The organism is Tenacibaculum sp. SG-28, from assembly GCF_002954385.1.
Classification (GTDB): Bacteria; Bacteroidota; Bacteroidia; order Flavobacteriales; family Flavobacteriaceae; genus Polaribacter.
In genome coordinates, this window is the sequence record NZ_MQVY01000001.1 from 548,222 (window position 1) to 564,636 (window position 16,415).

9 protein-coding genes and 5 pseudogenes are annotated in these 16,415 nt (G+C 35.2%); 8 read left to right on the forward strand and 6 right to left on the reverse strand.

The genetic code is table 11. The annotated features are described in order from the left end of the window. Window position 1: 1 nt before the first annotated feature. Window positions 2-1,275: pseudogene (glyA, locus tag BSU00_RS02380) on the reverse strand (serine hydroxymethyltransferase). A 202-nt stretch (window positions 1,276-1,477) separates the two neighbouring features. Here glyA and fahA point away from each other — a divergent pair. After that, a pseudogene (gene fahA, locus BSU00_RS02385) lies at window positions 1,478-2,757 on the forward strand (fumarylacetoacetase). Window positions 2,758-2,814: 57 nt separating this feature from the next. On the opposite strand, the pseudogene BSU00_RS02390 reads toward fahA, so the two are convergent. Next, window positions 2,815-4,373: pseudogene (locus tag BSU00_RS02390) on the reverse strand (DEAD/DEAH box helicase). Window positions 4,374-4,436: 63 nt separating this feature from the next. Continuing rightward, complete coding sequence (ytxJ, locus tag BSU00_RS02395; RefSeq protein ID WP_105002965.1) at window positions 4,437-4,832, reverse strand: bacillithiol system redox-active protein YtxJ; 396 nt, start codon at window positions 4,830-4,832, stop codon at window positions 4,437-4,439. 312 nt (window positions 4,833-5,144) lie between these two features. Between ytxJ and clpB the strand changes: the two genes are divergently transcribed. Further along, entirely contained in the window at window positions 5,145-7,748 is a 2,604-nt protein-coding gene (clpB, locus tag BSU00_RS02400; protein ID WP_105002966.1) for an ATP-dependent chaperone ClpB, read from the forward strand. A gap of 81 nt (window positions 7,749-7,829) precedes the next feature. Here clpB and BSU00_RS02405 read toward each other — a convergent pair. Together BSU00_RS02405 and BSU00_RS02410 are read right to left on the reverse strand one after the other, a co-directional pair. Then, a pseudogene (locus tag BSU00_RS02405) lies at window positions 7,830-8,824 on the reverse strand (PLP-dependent cysteine synthase family protein). A 45-nt stretch (window positions 8,825-8,869) separates the two neighbouring features. Next, a complete protein-coding gene (locus tag BSU00_RS02410) occupies window positions 8,870-11,032 on the reverse strand; it encodes a S9 family peptidase (RefSeq protein WP_369820242.1) in 2,163 nt (720 codons plus the stop codon). 70 nt (window positions 11,033-11,102) lie between these two features. On the opposite strand from BSU00_RS02410, the gene BSU00_RS02415 reads away from it, so the two are divergent. Genes BSU00_RS02415 through BSU00_RS02425 form a run of 3 tightly spaced genes read left to right on the forward strand, consistent with a single transcriptional unit; the run spans window position 11,103 to window position 12,040 of the window. Further along, entirely contained in the window at window positions 11,103-11,426 is a 324-nt protein-coding gene (locus BSU00_RS02415) for a YbaB/EbfC family nucleoid-associated protein (protein WP_105002967.1), read from the forward strand. 28 nt (window positions 11,427-11,454) lie between these two features. Continuing rightward, window positions 11,455-11,730 carry a DUF2752 domain-containing protein gene (locus BSU00_RS02420; protein ID WP_233188595.1) on the forward strand — a complete coding sequence of 92 codons (276 nt, stop codon included), beginning with the start codon at window positions 11,455-11,457 and terminating at the stop codon, window positions 11,728-11,730. After that, the gene (locus BSU00_RS02425; RefSeq protein ID WP_105002969.1) at window positions 11,720-12,040 is read left to right on the forward strand and encodes a CCC motif membrane protein; all 321 of its coding nucleotides are present in this window, start codon (window positions 11,720-11,722) and stop codon (window positions 12,038-12,040) included. The genes BSU00_RS02420 and BSU00_RS02425 overlap by 11 nt, the downstream gene beginning before the upstream one ends. A 330-nt stretch (window positions 12,041-12,370) precedes the next feature. Here the strand turns inward: BSU00_RS02425 and rocD are convergent. Next, window positions 12,371-13,613: pseudogene (gene rocD / locus BSU00_RS02430) on the reverse strand (ornithine--oxo-acid transaminase). Between the two features lie 282 nt (window positions 13,614-13,895). Here rocD and rlmD point away from each other — a divergent pair. From rlmD to BSU00_RS02445, 3 genes are read left to right on the forward strand one after another with little or no spacing between them, the layout of a single operon-like run. After that, a complete protein-coding gene (rlmD, locus tag BSU00_RS02435; RefSeq protein ID WP_105002970.1) occupies window positions 13,896-15,347 on the forward strand; it encodes a 23S rRNA (uracil(1939)-C(5))-methyltransferase RlmD in 1,452 nt (483 codons plus the stop codon). A gap of 4 nt (window positions 15,348-15,351) precedes the next feature. Further along, complete coding sequence (locus BSU00_RS02440; protein WP_105003393.1) at window positions 15,352-15,852, forward strand: DUF6452 family protein; 501 nt, start codon at window positions 15,352-15,354, stop codon at window positions 15,850-15,852. Further along, complete coding sequence (locus BSU00_RS02445) at window positions 15,833-16,414, forward strand: DUF6048 family protein (RefSeq protein WP_255402262.1); 582 nt, start codon at window positions 15,833-15,835, stop codon at window positions 16,412-16,414. The genes BSU00_RS02440 and BSU00_RS02445 overlap by 20 nt, the downstream gene beginning before the upstream one ends. Window position 16,415 lies beyond the last annotated feature (1 nt).

Consider the following 16,415-nt stretch of genomic DNA (forward strand, 5'->3'; position numbering starts at 1 on the left):
ACTACATTACAAATAATCTTCTGTGATGCATTAAATCATATACTTTTTCACTAATAGTTTCTAAAACATCGTCATTCGAAGCATTCCGAATAGCTTCGTCTATTAAATCAACTACTGTTTTCATATCTTCCTCTTGCAAGCCACGTGTAGTGATCGCTGCTGTACCAACTCTGATACCTGAGGTTACAAATGGAGATTCTGTATCGAAGGGAACCATGTTTTTATTAACCGTTATTTCTGCTTTCCCAAGCGCTATTTCTGCATCTTTACCTGTGATGTTTTTATTGCGTAAATCAATTAACATCATATGGTTGTCTGTCCCTCCAGAGATTAAATGATAGCCCTTTTCTACAAAAGCACTTGCCATCGCTTTCGCATTTTCTCGTACTTGTATTTGATATTCTAAAAACTCATCGGTTAAAGCTTCTCCGAAAGCAACGGCTTTTGCCGCGATTACATGTTCTAATGGTCCACCTTGGTTTCCAGGAAAAACAGCACCGTTTAATAGCATTGACATTTTTTTAGGTTTACCACTTTTTAGGGTTAGTCCGAAAGGATTGTCAAAGTCTTCTCCCATCATTATGATACCTCCACGAGGCCCTCGAAGAGTTTTATGAGTTGTACTGGTAACGATATGACAGTGCGGTAAAGGATCTGAAAGTACACCTTTTGCAATAAGACCAGAAGGATGTGATATGTCTCCTAAAAGTAAAGCTCCTACTTCATCTGCTATTTCGCGAAACTTTTTATAATCAATATCTCTTGAATAAGCCGATGCACCAGCAATTATCATTTTAGGTTTGTGCTTTCGAGCTTGTGCTTCAAGGTGTTCATAATCGATATATCCCGTTTCTTTATCCACTCCGTAAAATACCGGGTTGTACAATTTACCCGAGAAATTTACAGGCGAACCATGTGTTAAATGTCCACCATGGGAAAGATCAAAACCTAATATGGTGTCTCCGGGTTGTAAACAAGCAGCGAATACTGCGGTATTTGCCTGGCTACCCGAATGTGGTTGCACATTTGCATAAGCAGCTCCAAATAATTCCTTAGCTCTATCAATAGCTATTTGTTCTACAATATCTACTACCTCGCAACCGCCATAGTAACGCTTTCCAGGATATCCTTCCGCATACTTATTGGTTAAAACGGAACCTTGCGCTTCCATAACTTGATCGCTCGCAAAGTTTTCAGAGGCGATTAACTCTAAGCCGTGTAACTGACGATTTTTTCTTCCGTAATTAGGTCGAAAATTTGATGATCTTTTTGCATTATTGTGTTGTGTTAAATTTGCTTTCAAATGTAAACATTTTCGTAGTAATTTTCGTTTATCCTTCTGTGATTTTCTAACTTTGATTACCGATTCGTTAAATTTTTGAGAAATCATACCTTAATCGCTTTAATTTTCAAAGAGACCTTGGTCTAACTTGAAAAAAATATGTAGGTTTGGTAAAAAATTAAATAAATATACTATATGGAAATAACAGCTAATAATCCCAATAGAAAAACGTGGCTTACTGTTAAGGAGAATTCTGATTTTCCTATCCAGAATATACCATTTGGTGTCTTTATCACCAAAGATGATATTATAACCATAGGAACAAGAATAGGCGATTTTGCTATCGACTTAGGAGCCTTACATCAATTAGGATACTTTGAAGGAATTCCGTTAACCGATGATATCTTTTTACAAGATACTTTAAATGATTTTATTGCCGACGGAAGAAAGACATGGCGCTTAGTTCGCAATAGAATTGCAGACGTCTTTGATGTAAAAAACAGTAAACTTAGAGATAACGCGGAGCATAAGGATAAGATTATCTTCAGAATGGAAGAGGTTGAGATGCAATTGCCAGTTAGTGTTGGGGATTACACAGATTTTTATGCCAGTAAAGAGCACGCTACCAATGTAGGTTCTCTTTTTAGAGATCCTGAAAACGCACTTTTACCAAACTGGTTGCACATTCCAATTGGTTACCATGGTAGAAGTTCTTCTATTATTCCATCTGGAACGCCTATACGAAGACCTGTTGGGCAATCAAGACCAGTGGAAGGGTCAAATACTCCCGGTTTTGGTCCTTCAAAATTGTTAGATTTTGAGTTAGAAATGGCCTTCATCACTACGGTGGCAAACGATTTAGGAGAACGAATTCCAATTGAAGAAGCGGAGGATTATATTTTTGGATTGGTTTTATTTAACGATTGGTCTGCACGTGATATTCAAGCATGGGAATATGTGCCTTTAGGGCCATTTTTAGGAAAAAACTTTGCTTCTACAATTTCGCCTTGGATCGTCACTTTGGATGCTTTAGAACCATTTAGAGTTGCTAATCCAAAACAAGTACACGAGCCATTACCGTATTTGAAAAAAGAAGGAAACGATAGTTTGATATTCATCTACAAATGGCAATTCAACCAGAAGGCGCTTCTGAAACCGTGGTTTGTAATTCTAATTTTAAATACATGTATTGGACGATGGCACAACAGTTAACACACCATACGGTTAATGGTTGTCCGGTAAATGCAGGAGATATGATGGGAAGTGGTACTATTTCAGGACCAACTAAAGATAGTTTTGGTTCCATGTTAGAATTAACCTGGAGAGGACAGAATCCATTAAAAATGAGCGATGGTTCCGAACGTAAATTCATCAATGATAACGATACAGTCATTATGCGTGGATATTCGAAGAATGACAAAGTTCGTATTGGTTTTGGAGAGTGTGTTGGTAAGGTATTACCAGCAATAGAATAGGGTGAAAGAACACCAAATAAAAAACCATTTTCTCTAGAAAATGGTTTTTTTGTGTTTTTATTCTTCCTCTGGTGGCGGATGACCGTGAATTTCTTCGTAAACTTCATCAAAATTTACTCTTAAATAAGTGCTGAGTTTTTTTCGGTAGTCGTCTTGAAGCCAATCGATAAAATTATGGGTGCTTTTACAAATGCATTTGGAATACCTAAAAATTCTGTCGTCAATATCACCGCCGAGCTTTTTCGCTAGATCAGTGCATCAAAAACATCCTCACTATTTTCAATACACATTTTGGCGTGATGGGCTATCGATTTTTCCAATACTTTTTTAGAGGATTGGCCTGCTTGAATGGTTTGGGTATATATTTTTTTAACATCAAAGTACAAGTCCTCCGAGTTAGCAAATTCTTTTTTTACATCGGCGGGTAATTCGTACCTAAATTCATTTTCGATTTCTTCATCCGACAACAGGTTGTCTAAATAGAAATTAGGGGCTCTAAACATTCTCTGCCAATCGAGATCTGCTCCCCAAGGACCAAATCTGTGGAAGTTATTTCCCAAATCGATTACATTAAATTCCGATTTACCAGGAAGTATACGAGAGCCTCTTTCAATCATTTGATAGTAAAGTGTCAACGACTTGGTAGCTCTGTTGAGTATAATTGATTTTACGGATGGCTCATCGAATCCAGTGGTTAAAATACTAACTGAGGTGATGATAGCATTTGGGGTTTTATGAAACCATTTCAAGATAAAATCACGTTCTTTCTTGGTATTGGTGTTGTCTAGGTGGGCAATGGGGTAACCGGCTTTTTTAAAGGTGTCAAAAACGTGTAAAGAGGTATTGATACCGTTGTTGAAAATTAATGTTTTTGTTCCTTTCGCTCGCTCTTCATAAGCTTGAAGAAGCTTGGATAGCATGTCTGTATTCGTATACAGGTCTTCTGATGATTTTACGGTGTAATCACCATTAGCACCTACTTCCAAAGAGGTAAGCCCTACGTTGTAGGAATATACGTTTGCTTTTGCTAAGTATTCATTTTGAATTAACGTTCCAATGCTTTCTCCAACGATGAGCTCATCATAGTTGTTTTTCATTGGAAGTTTAATGTTAGAACTTAGTGGTGTTGCCGTTACTCCTAGAATAAAAGATTTATCAAAAAACTTGAACAGTTTCGTGAAAGAGTTGTAATGGGCTTCGTCAATAATGACCAATCCCACATCAGAAATATCGAGCATATCGTCATTTAAACGATTGTTCAATGTTTCTACCATAGCAACAAAACAGTCAAAATCTCCTTGGTCGTCTAAACTAGCCTTACTGTCTATTATTTTATTTTCTACCTTGAATTCACTTAACATTCTAGCGGTTTGCTTGCACAATTCAATGCGATGTGTCATTATCAGAACTTTCTTTTGATAATGCTTTAGATATTGCCGGGTAATTTCAGAGAAAATAACTGTTTTTCCACCTCCCGTGGGAAGTTGGTATAAGAGATGGTAATTGATAGGAGCATTTTCAAAGCTTTTAAATATTTTGAATAATGCCTCTTTTTGATAGTCGTATAAGTTTTTGCCTACGATTTGTTGCGTTGGTGTGTTGCTTTCTTTACTCAATGTTGTTGGCTTTTGCGAAATACAAAAATAAGAGGTATTTAAAAAAATACCAGTATAATGCTTCTAAATTTTAAAATCTTTTAAGTCTGTAGCAATGATATCGTTGTGTGATGCGTTCGCTATAGTTATACCATTTTTGATAATTAATAATTGCGGGGATTGGTGCTGCACATCAAATTTAACCGCAATTTCATTAGAAAGTGAACGATGATTTAATAAGTCTAGATAATACAACTTAAAGTCTTCCAATATCTCTTCCGATACGTTGTTTTCAAACTGTTTCAGTACCATTCTACTTATACCACATCGCGTAGAATGCTTAAAAATAGCAACTGGTACTGTTTTGGAAAAAGTTATAGCTTCGTTTAGGTCTTCTTGACTTTCTAATGGAATCCAAATACTTTTTTTTTCATCACCTGGTGTTTTTTCTTTTCCAAAAAACGTGTTTAATATCCCCATTGCTATACTTTTTTAAACTTTGGTTAATCCATTATACTCTAGACTAAATTTCTTCTCTAACCTAGATTACAAATTTACGCATTTAATCTTATTTAGTTGTGCTTGTTGTTCTTATTGCATTGAAGGTTTTGCAGAGTATACAGTTGCTTCATCTTGTTGTAATCTTTATACTATATGTTTTGTCTCATTATTTTAGTTAAAAAAATGTCATTTTGTCTGTTTTATTGTTATTTTAGTGACAATATGACTTGTTTTTAAGCTTAGTTTGGAATGGTATTACTTTTGAAATAGATTCTGTAAAAATTAAAAATAATGAATTTCAATAATTTTACTATAAAATCACAAGAAACGATACAAAAGGCAAAGGAAATTGCCCAGAGTAATCAAAATAATTTAATAGAAAACGAACACATATTTAAGGCCATATTTTTGGTTGATGAGAATGTTTTACCGTTTATTCTAAAGAAATTACAAGTTAATATAAACGTTTTACTTCAAATTTTAGATAAGCAAGTAGCTAGCTTTTCAAAAGTTACTGGTGCGGAATTGACTTTGTCTAGAGAAGCTGCGAAAACCCTAACAGAGGCCTCTGTATTAGCGACTAATATGAAGGACGAATATGTTTCGATAGAACATTTAATCCTAGCGATATTTAAGTCTAAGAGTCCGATAGCACAAGTTTTAAAAGATCAAGGTGTTACAGAGAAAAACCTTCTATCCGCAATCGAGGAATTGCGAAAAGGAGACCGAGTTACCTCACAAGGTGCAGAGGATACGTATAATTCTTTAAACAAATATGCAAATAACTTAAATCAACTTGCACAAGATGGGAAGTTAGATCCTGTAATTGGACGAGATGAAGAAATTAGGCGATTGCTACAAATATTGTCGCGACGCACCAAGAATAACCCCATATTGGTAGGGGAACCAGGAACAGGAAAAACTGCAATCGCAGAAGGCTTAGCGCATAGGATAATACGAGGAGATGTTCCAGAAAATTTAAAAGATAAGATAATATACTCCTTAGACATGGGGGCGTTAATAGCAGGGGCAAAATACAAAGGTGAGTTTGAGGAGCGTTTAAAATCTGTGATTAAAGAAGTAACCACTTCCGAAGGAGATATTGTTTTATTTATTGATGAAATACATACTTTAGTTGGTGCTGGTGGTGGACAAGGTGCAATGGATGCCGCAAATATTCTAAAACCGGCTTTAGCTAGAGGGGAACTTCGTGCAATTGGAGCAACTACCCTAGATGAGTACCAAAAGTATTTTGAAAAGGATAAGGCTTTAGAAAGACGTTTTCAAAAAGTTATCGTAGACGAGCCAGATACAGAAAGTGCAATTTCTATTTTACGAGGTATAAAAGATAAATATGAAACCCACCATAAGGTTCGCATTAAAGATGATGCTATTATAGGTGCAGTAGAGTTGTCGCAACGCTATATAACCAATCGATTTTTACCAGATAAGGCAATTGACCTAATGGATGAAGCAGCCTCTAAATTACGTATGGAAATTAACTCTAAACCAGAGGAGTTAGACGTTTTGGATAGAAAAATTATGCAGTTGGAGATTGAAATTGAGGCGATTAAACGAGAAAATGATGCGGTTAAACTTAAGTCGTTACATGCAGATTTAGCTAATTTTAAAGAGGAAAGAAATGAAATTAATGCGAAGTGGCAATCTGAAAAAAGTGTTGTAGATGACATACAACAGTTAAAGTCAGATATTGAAAATTACAAATTAGAAGCTGAAAAAGCAGAGCGAAATGGCGACTACGGTGTCGTTGCAGAGTTGCGCTATGGCAAGATTAAAGAAGCGCAGGAAAATTTAGAAAAACAACAAGAGATTCTTGCAGCACATAGTGAAAATGCACTGATAAAAGAAGAAGTTACCTACGAGAATATTGCAGAAGTGGTTGCAAAATGGACTGGTGTTCCTGTGACAAAAATGTTGCAGTCTGATCGCGAGAAACTATTGCAATTAGAAGATCACTTGCATCGAAGAGTTGTTGGGCAAGAGGAGGCTATTGAAGCAGTATCAGATGCGGTTCGTCGTTCTAGAGCAGGCTTACACAATCCATCTAAACCAATTGGCTCTTTTCTTTTTCTTGGAACCACAGGAGTTGGTAAAACAGAATTAGCAAAAGCATTAGCAGAATATTTATTTGATGACGAATCTGCCTTGACGCGTATTGATATGAGTGAGTATCAAGAACGACATGCAGTGAGTAGATTGGTGGGTGCTCCTCCAGGATATGTTGGTTATGATGAAGGCGGGCAGTTAACAGAGGCAGTTAGAAGAAAACCGTATTCTGTCGTTTTGTTAGATGAAATAGAAAAAGCACACCCCGATACTTTTAATATTTTGTTACAAGTTCTCGATGAGGGAAGGCTTACAGACAATAAAGGAAGGGTTGCTGATTTTAAAAACACGATCATTATAATGACCTCTAATATGGGTAGTCATATCATACAAGAGAAGTTCGAGAACGCAACAGAGGATAAAGATAGCGCTACAGAATTTGCAAAAGAAGAGGTGCTCACTTTATTGAAAAAGAGCGTAAGACCAGAATTCTTAAATAGAATAGATGATATAGTGATGTTTACTCCATTGACTAAAAATGATATCCGTGCGATTGTCGAATTACAGTTGGCAAATGTTAGGGCAATGGTAAGCAAGCAAAATATAACCATTGATGCGACAGAACAGGCTGTTAGCTACCTTGCAAATAAAGGGTATCAGCCGGAGTTTGGAGCTAGACCTGTAAAAAGAGTAATTCAAAAAGAAGTTTTAAACGCCTTATCAAAGGAGATTCTCTCTGGTAAAGTTTCAAACGATAGTATTATTTTGTTAGACGCTTTTGACGATAAGTTGGTTTTTCGAAATCAGTCTACTATTGCAGAAGTATAATGCATTAAATTAAACTTAAACTAAAAGAGCCTTGAAGTTAATTTCAAGGCTCTTTTTTTATGGATTTGTACTGTTGTGTATTTACTCTATAAAATGATTTGCTTTCATCCAATCGTCGGAATATATTTTATTCATATATCGGGAACCATGGTCTGGAAGTATAACCACTACATTACTTTCGGAGTTAAAATAACCTTTGTCTGCGTATTGTTGTACTCCTTGTAAAACAGCACCCGAGGTATACCCAGCAAAAATTCCTTCTTTCTTTACTAGCTCTCTAGCTTTAAGTGCAGCGTCTTTATCCGATACTTTTTCATACACATCAATAACGTCGAAATCTGTTGCTGTTGGTATTAACGTTTTGCCTAATCCTTCAATTTTATAGGGGCTTATTTCGTTTTCGTCAAATTTTCCAGTTTCATGGTACTTTTTAAGTACGGATCCGATCGCATCAATACCTAAAATTTTAATGGAAGGGTTTTGCTCTTTTAAAAATTGAGCAGTTCCTGAAATTGTTCCACCTGTACCACTAGCAGCAACTAAATGCGTTATTTTACCATCGGTTTGATCCCAAATTTCTGGCCCGGTGCTTTTGTAATGCGCTTCCGTATTTAGTTCGTTAAAATATTGATTGATATATATAGATCCTGGATTTTCTCTATGGAGTCTTTTGGCTACCTCGTAATAAGACCTAGGGTCATCCGCAGCAACATTAGCAGGACATATATGCACTTCCGCCCCCATTGCTTTTAACATATCTATCTTGTCATTGGAAGACTTGTCACTAACGGCTAAAATACATCGATAGCCTTTAACGATACTAATCATAGCCAATGAAAACCCGGTGTTGCCAGAGGTAGTTTCTACAATGATGTCTCCTTTTTTAACAATACCCTTTTTTTCTGCGGTTTCAATAATATGAAGTGCAATTCTATCTTTAGCAGAGTGGCCTGGATTAAAAGACTCTAGTTTTGCGAAATACTGCCAGGTAGTGCTTTGGTTATGTTATGTAAACGCAGCATAGGGGTTTGTCCAACCAAATCTAAAATTGAGTTGGTGATACCAATATGTCTCATTTGTTGCAATGTAAGATCCATAGTTTTCAGCGCGCAAAGATAGTATTAATTTTCTAACCTTCCTTCTAACATTAAAAAGAAGGCATACTCCTCCGCTGTTTCTTTTAAAGAATCAAATCTACCGGACGCACCTCCATGTCCTGTTTCCATGTTCGTATGCAAAAGTAGTAGGTTATCGTCGGTTTTGAATTCTCTCAATTTTGCTACCCATTTAGCAGGTTCCCAATATTGTACCTGACTATCGTGTAGTCCTGTGGTAACCAACATATTTGGGTATGCTTTAGCAGATACTTGATCGTATGGAGAATACGACTTAATATAATCGTAATATTCTTTGTTATTCGGATTTCCCCACTCATCGTATTCTCCAGTTGTTAATGGTATACTATCATCTAACATGGTAGAAATAACATCCACAAATGGTACTGCTGCAATGACACCGTTGTATAGTTCTGGGTTCATATTGATAACTGCTCCCATCAATAAACCACCTGCAGAACCACCCATTGCATATAAATGTGCCGGAGAGGTGTACTTGTTATCGATTAGGTATTTGGAGCAATCTATAAAATCGTTAAACGTATTTTTCTTGCGAAGCATTTTTCCATCTTCGTACCAATCTCTTCCTAAATACTGACTTCCTCTAATATGGGCCAAAGCGAAAATAAATCCTCGATCTAATAAACTTAATCTCGATATAGAAAATCCATCGGAAATCGTGTAGCCATAAGATCCATATGCATATTGCAGAATTGGTGTATTTTCATTTATTTCCGTGTCTTTGTGGTACACAATAGATAGGGCTATTTTTTTTCCATCTCTAGCAGGAACCCAAATACGTTTACTAATATAGTTGTCTTTGTTAAAAGTACCACCAAGAACTTCTTGCTCCTTTTTGATATCCTTTGTTTTGTCTTTAACATTAAAATCAATAACAGAGCTTGGGGTAGTCATAGAATTGTAAGAATACCTTAAAATATCGGTATCAAAATCAGGATTCGAATATACCGATGCCGAATAGGTCTCTTCATCAAACGGCATATAATAATCGTCGGTGCCGTCCCATCTTTTAATTCTTATTTTTGTCAATCCCTCATTTCTTTCCTCCAAAACGATAAATTCTTTAAAAATAGAGAAATCTTCAAAGAGAGTATCCTCTCTATGCGGAATAACGTCTACCCAATTTTCTTTGGAAGTCTTGTTTTCAGGAGTCTTCATTAACTTGAAGTTTGTAGCTCCATCTTTATTCGTTCGTATATAAAAGTGATCGCGATAATGAGCTATATCGTATTCTAGGTCTCGTTCTCTTGGCTGAATTATACGAAAGGTTCCATCAGGTGTATCTGCGTTTAAAACTTGGTACTCTGTAGAAACAGTGTTGTAAGAACCAATAACGATGTATTTTTTGGATTTAGACTTGGTAACAAATGTTCCAAAGGTTTCGTCTTTTTCCTCAAAAACTAAAACATCTTCTGCAGCATCTGTTCCGAGAGTATGTTTGAAAATTTGGGAACTACGGAGAGTTACAGGGTCTTTTTTAGCATAAAATAATGTTTTGTTATCGTTGGCCCATACCGATCCACCAGTAGTGTTTTCAATTTTATCCTGGTATATTTCATTGGTGGTGAGATCTTTAATCTGAATAGTATATTGGCGGCGACTAACAGTATCTATTGCAAAGGCCGCTAGTTTATTATTAGGTGCTATGTTTAACCCACCCAATTGAAAATAGTCATGTCCTTTTGCTTCCTCATTTACATCAAAGAGTATTTCTTCTGTTGCATCTAAAGATTCTTTTTTTCTGCTGTAGATAGGATATTGGTCTCCTTTTTCATATCTAGTAATGTAAAAATATCCGTTTTCCTTGTACGGTACAGACGCATCATCTTCTTTGATTTTACCCTTGATTTCCTCGAATATTACCTCTTGAAGATTTTTGGTTTTTTCGGTTACTTTTTCAAAGTAGTTGTTTTCTGAAGTAAGGTAGTCGTATACCTTCTGCGTTTGTTCGTCTTTGACTTCTGCATTTTTTTGCGCATCAGTTAAGCGCATCCAAAAATAGTTATCTTCTCTTACGTCTCCGTGTTTTTCTAGTTTAGTGGGTTGCTTTTCAGCAACTGGTGCTTTAGTTTTTACTTTCATTCCATCCTTATTGCAGGATGCAAAAATAAGATTAATAGACAAAGCAATCAGAATAATTTTTCTCATTTTATTAAATAGATTTAATTTTGTTGTGAAAATACTAAATTTGCATTGCATTAATTAAAAATTTAAGACTATGTTTGGAGATATATCAGGTATGATGGGTAAATTAAAAGAGGCCCAAGAAAAAGTCAAGGAAACTAAAATTAGATTAAATTCTGTAGTTCTTGAAGAAACGGTAGCGAATCAAAAAATTAAAGTTTCCATTACCGGGAACCGAGAGATTAAAAATATCGCCATTGACGCTTCTTTGCTTAACGATAAAGAAGAGTTAGAGGATTATTTAATTTTAGCCTTAAACAAGGCTATAGGAAAAGCAAGCCAAATTCACGAAAATGAATTGTCTTTGGCTGCTAAAAGTGGAATGCCAAATATCCCTGGTATGGATATGTTTACCTAAAGAATTTATGGTGCGTTTAGAAGATTACATGCTGCCCTGCTTGAATAAAAAATTTTTTGGTCTAGACTGCTTTGGTTGTGGCTTTCAAAGAGCAATAGTGCATTTGCTACGAGGCGAGTTTACCGAGGCTTTTTGGATGTATCCGGCTGTGTATCCTATGCTAATCTTATTAATTTACACATTACTTAACTTAAAATTTCAATTCAATAAATCACAACTAATAATTCGATACCTACTGTTGCTTACATTATTTTTTATAGTAGGTAATTTTATACTAAAATACATTTACGTTTATGGAAACTAAAAAATTACAATACGCACCATTAATTTACATACTTGCTATAATTGGACTACCGCTTTGTTGCTGTGCAGGTTTAGGTTTTATTCCCGCTGGAATAGCCTTTTATATGGCACAAACCGAATTAAAAAAATACTATTTAGATCCGGACGCTTACGACAACCAAGACACTATTTATACTGGTAAAATTGTAGCTTTGGTAGTATTAGTTTTAAACTTATTGTATTTAGCCTACACCGTTTATCAAATTTATACGATTGGATGGGATAACTTGATGGAGCAAAGTAGACAAATAATGGAACAATATGAGCAGTAGTATTTAAAATAGTATAACTAATTGACTTTACACTACATTACTCTTAGATAAAACAAAATTTACCGGTTAAATTTTTGTTTTATTTTTTTATGCACATAATTTATAGCAATGCTTTACAAGTCACAGAATGTAGAATTATGGTGTTCAATTCGGTATACCAAAAATTAGGTAATGTAACTTAATTTCTCGATGGAGAAAATAATCCTTATACCTTAAATATAGCTGTTACTAAAACTAAAAATAGATTTATTGTTTTGTTTAATTTCCTAGTGGGAGTGTCTAGATATCATACAACACTAAAAAGGAGTACTTACGTACTCCTTTTTATGGTTATTTATTTTTATATTCTGTAATAGTTTTTTTAATAATGCCAATGCAATCTCTTAATTGCTCCTCGTTCATAACTAAAGGAGGTGCAAAGCGGATAATATTACCGTGTGTTGGTTTAGCTAGTAACCCGTTGTCGCGTAATTGTAAACAGATATTCCATGCTGTATCACTATCTTCTGTGTCATTAATAACTACAGCATTTAATAGTCCTTTACCTCTAACCAAAGTAACCAACTCATTTGTAGTTGCAAATTTTGTTAACTCTTCTCTAAAAATCACCCCCAACCTTTCTGCATTTTCGTCTAATTTCTCTTCGGTTGCTACTTCTAAGGCAGCATGGCAACATGACAAGCTAATGGATTTCCACCAAAAGTAGAGCCGTGTTCGCCTGGCTTTATAGTTAACATTATTTCGTCATCTGCTAAAACTGCAGATACCGGAAATACACCACCACTTAAAGCTTTTCCTAGAATAAGGATATCCGGTCTAAAGTTTTCATGCTGGCAGCAAAATAGTTTACCTGTTCTAGAAATACCTGTTTGCACTTCGTCTGCTATAAACAAAACGTTTTTTGCTTTACACAATTCATACGCTTTCTTTAAATAGCCATCCTCTGGCACTACTACACCTGCTTCACCCTGAATAGGTTCTACCATAAACCCGGCAACGTTGGGGTCTTCTAAAGCTTTTTCAAGAGCCTTTAAATCGTTGTATTTTACAATTTCAAAACCAGGTAAATACGGTCCGTAGTCGTTATAGGCACTAGGATCAGTAGAGGAAGAAACTGCCGCTAATGTTCGGCCCCAAAAATTATTTTCTGCAAATAATATTTTAGCCTTGTTTTCTGCAATTCCTTTTACTTTATACGCCCATTTTCTACAGAGTTTTATGGCAGTTTCACCACCTTCAACTCCTGTATTCATTGGTAAAACTTTATCAAAACCGAATAATTCAGTTATGTATTTTTCATATTGACCCAAAACATCATTGTGAAAAGCCCTGGAAGTTAGTGTTAAAACATCTGCTTGATCTTTTAAAGCATTGATAATTCTTGGATGACAATGTCCTTGGTTAACTGCTGAATATGCAGATAGGAAATCATAATATTTTTTTCCTTCTGTGTCCCAAACATATACGCCTTCCCCTTTACTCAGTACTACAGGTAAAGATGGTAGTTATGCGCACCATATTTATTTTCCAATTCGATTGCTTGCTGTGAACTAATTTTTTCTAAAACAGCCATTTCTTTAATTTTTTAAAATTCATAAAATAACCATTCCTACTGTACCTTTATTCTTTCGATGTAGTTCGAAAAAGCAGCGTGGGAGAGAAATCATCCCTAAAGAATTGCAAATTACTAAATATTCGGTGGTTGGTAAAATCTAAGGTCAATATTATCCTTTGTAAACGTGTTATTTCTCTTAAATATTTTTTTGTCTTTTTGATTTTTCAAAAGGATTTTTAAGGAGATCCTTTTTTTCTAACTTCTTTTCCTAATTTTGCACAGTATAAATTAAAGCCAATAATGCCTAGAAGAGAACGAAATAAATTTGTGAAAAGAGGGGAGATTCTCGAGATTTTGATTGAAGATTATGCCTTTGGCGGCAAAGGAATTGGTCGTATTCGATCAGAATTAGGAGAGTTTGTTGTTTTTGTACCCAATACCTTACCGGGCCAAACGGTAAAAGCGAGAGTAGAAAAATCTAAAAAGAATTATGCGGAGTGTAAGCTAATAGAGGTCGTAAAGCCATCAGAAGATGAGAACCAACCAATATTTCAGCATATTCCCGGAGCACCGTATATCAATTTACCTATTGGAATTCAGCATAGATACAAGTATGAAAGTACCATGTCTTTGTTTAAAAAAATAGGGAAAATAGACACGATAGAAGACTGTTTTGATACGTTTGTTTCCTCTCCAAATCTTTACCACTATCGAAATAAAATGGAATATAGTTTTTCGGCCATAGGATACGATCCGGAAAGTAAAAAGGATGTGGATGAATTTACTTTAGGGTTTAAGAGAAGAGGTACTTGGTGGATGGGAGAAAATCTAAATAAGGATAGCGGGCTTTTTGATGAAGATTTTGAAAATAATTTACACAAGATTAGAGCATATTGTAAAGCAACAGGATTGGCTCCCTGGCACGCTCCAAGAAAAGAAGGTTTTTTTAGGTATTTTGTAGTTCGCAAATCTTACAAAACTAACCAGCTTTTGTGTAATCTTGTAACAACATCTTATGACCTTCCTAAGTTTGATCTTGCGAAATTTGCGGATTTTTTAGTATCTCTATTTGGCACTCGTATTGCCGGTCTCTTGCATACAATTAACGATGAGATTGGAGATAGAACAATTGCAACTTCGGGTAGTATTTCATTGGTATATGGAAAAGAAAAAATTGTAGAGAGTTTATTAGACCTAAATTTTGAGATTAGTATGAAAAGTTTTTTTCAGACTAATCCTAAATCTGCAGAAAAATTATACAGTAAAGTAGCAGAATATGCCCTAGAGAATAAAGAAGCCATAGATAATACCGTAGTGATGGATTTGTTTTGTGGTACCGGAACCATCGGGCAAATTATTGCCTCTAAGGCCAATAACACCAAAATAATTGGAGTAGATATTGTAGCTGCAGCCATAAAGGATGCAAGAAAAAATGCTAAAAGAAATAACATTGAAGGAGTAACCTTTTTTGCTGCCGATGTAGGAAAGTTTTTGCAAGAACATCCTGTGTATAAAAATAAAATTAGAACCATTATTTTAGACCCAGCTCGTGCTGGCATTGCACCTAAAACTCTTAAAAAAATTATAAATATTAATGCAGATCGAATGGTTTATGTATCTTGTAATCCTGCGACACAGGCTAGGGATACAGAGGAACTAATCAAGGCAGGATATACCTTAAAAAAAATTAGTTTGGTAGATCAATTTCCGCATACGGCCCACATAGAAACAATTGTTCTGTTTGAAAAATAATACAATGAGAAAAATATTTTTTTTAATTTTTGGAATGCTATTACTCTTCACATCCTCATGTGAAAAAGATGATTTTTGTGTTCAAACCCCTGTAACCCCAAATTTAGTATTGCGTTTTTACGATACCGAAAATATAACAGAAACAAAAATAGTGCAGCGATTATCGGTTATTGCAGATGGTAAGCAAATAACGGATAGTTTATTTACTAGTACAAGTACAGATTCTATTGCTATCCCATTAAATACAAATACCTTAGAAACAATATATCTTCTCAAAATGAATGATGGAAATGGAAGTAGTACACAAAATAAAGAATCGACACTCACTATTCGTTACACTCCTGAAGAGGACTACGTATCGCGTTCTTGTGGATTTAGATTTATATTTAAAGATCTAACATTGGAGACAAGTTCCGGCAGCAGTTCTTGGATAGATTCTTTATCCGTGAAAGAAGTTCCTTTAATCGATAACCAATTTCAAGCACATGTTCAAGTATATCATTAGTTTTTATTTTCTTTTTTGTTCTTTTTATTCTTTAGGGCAACAAGAAGAAGAAATAGCAACCTCTCAAGATACTGTAGTATACAAAACAGGGTATGGTTTAAGGATTGGAGCAGATATTAGTAAGCCTATTCTTGCCATAATAGATAAGAGTTATGGTGGATTCGAAGTCTTTGGAGATTACAGAATTAAAAAGAATTGGTATCTTGCTGCAGAGCTAGGCTATGAGGAAGAGACCACATTTGAAGATTTTACTACGTCTACGGCCAAAGGTAGTTTCGTGAGAATAGGGGCAAACTATAATGCGTATTCCAATTGGTTAGATATGAATAATGAAATTTTTATTGGTGGAAGATACGGGTTTTCTTTATTTGAACAAACATTAGATAGTTTTACGCCAAACGTAACCACGGGTATTGAAAATAATTTACCTTATTTTCCTGCCGAGACTATAGAGACTCCAATAACCGAAACAGGCTTAACTGCGCATTGGATGGAATTGCAACTAGGAATGAAAGTAGAAACTTTTAAAAATCTTTTTTTTAGGAGTTGGTTTCTCCTATAAA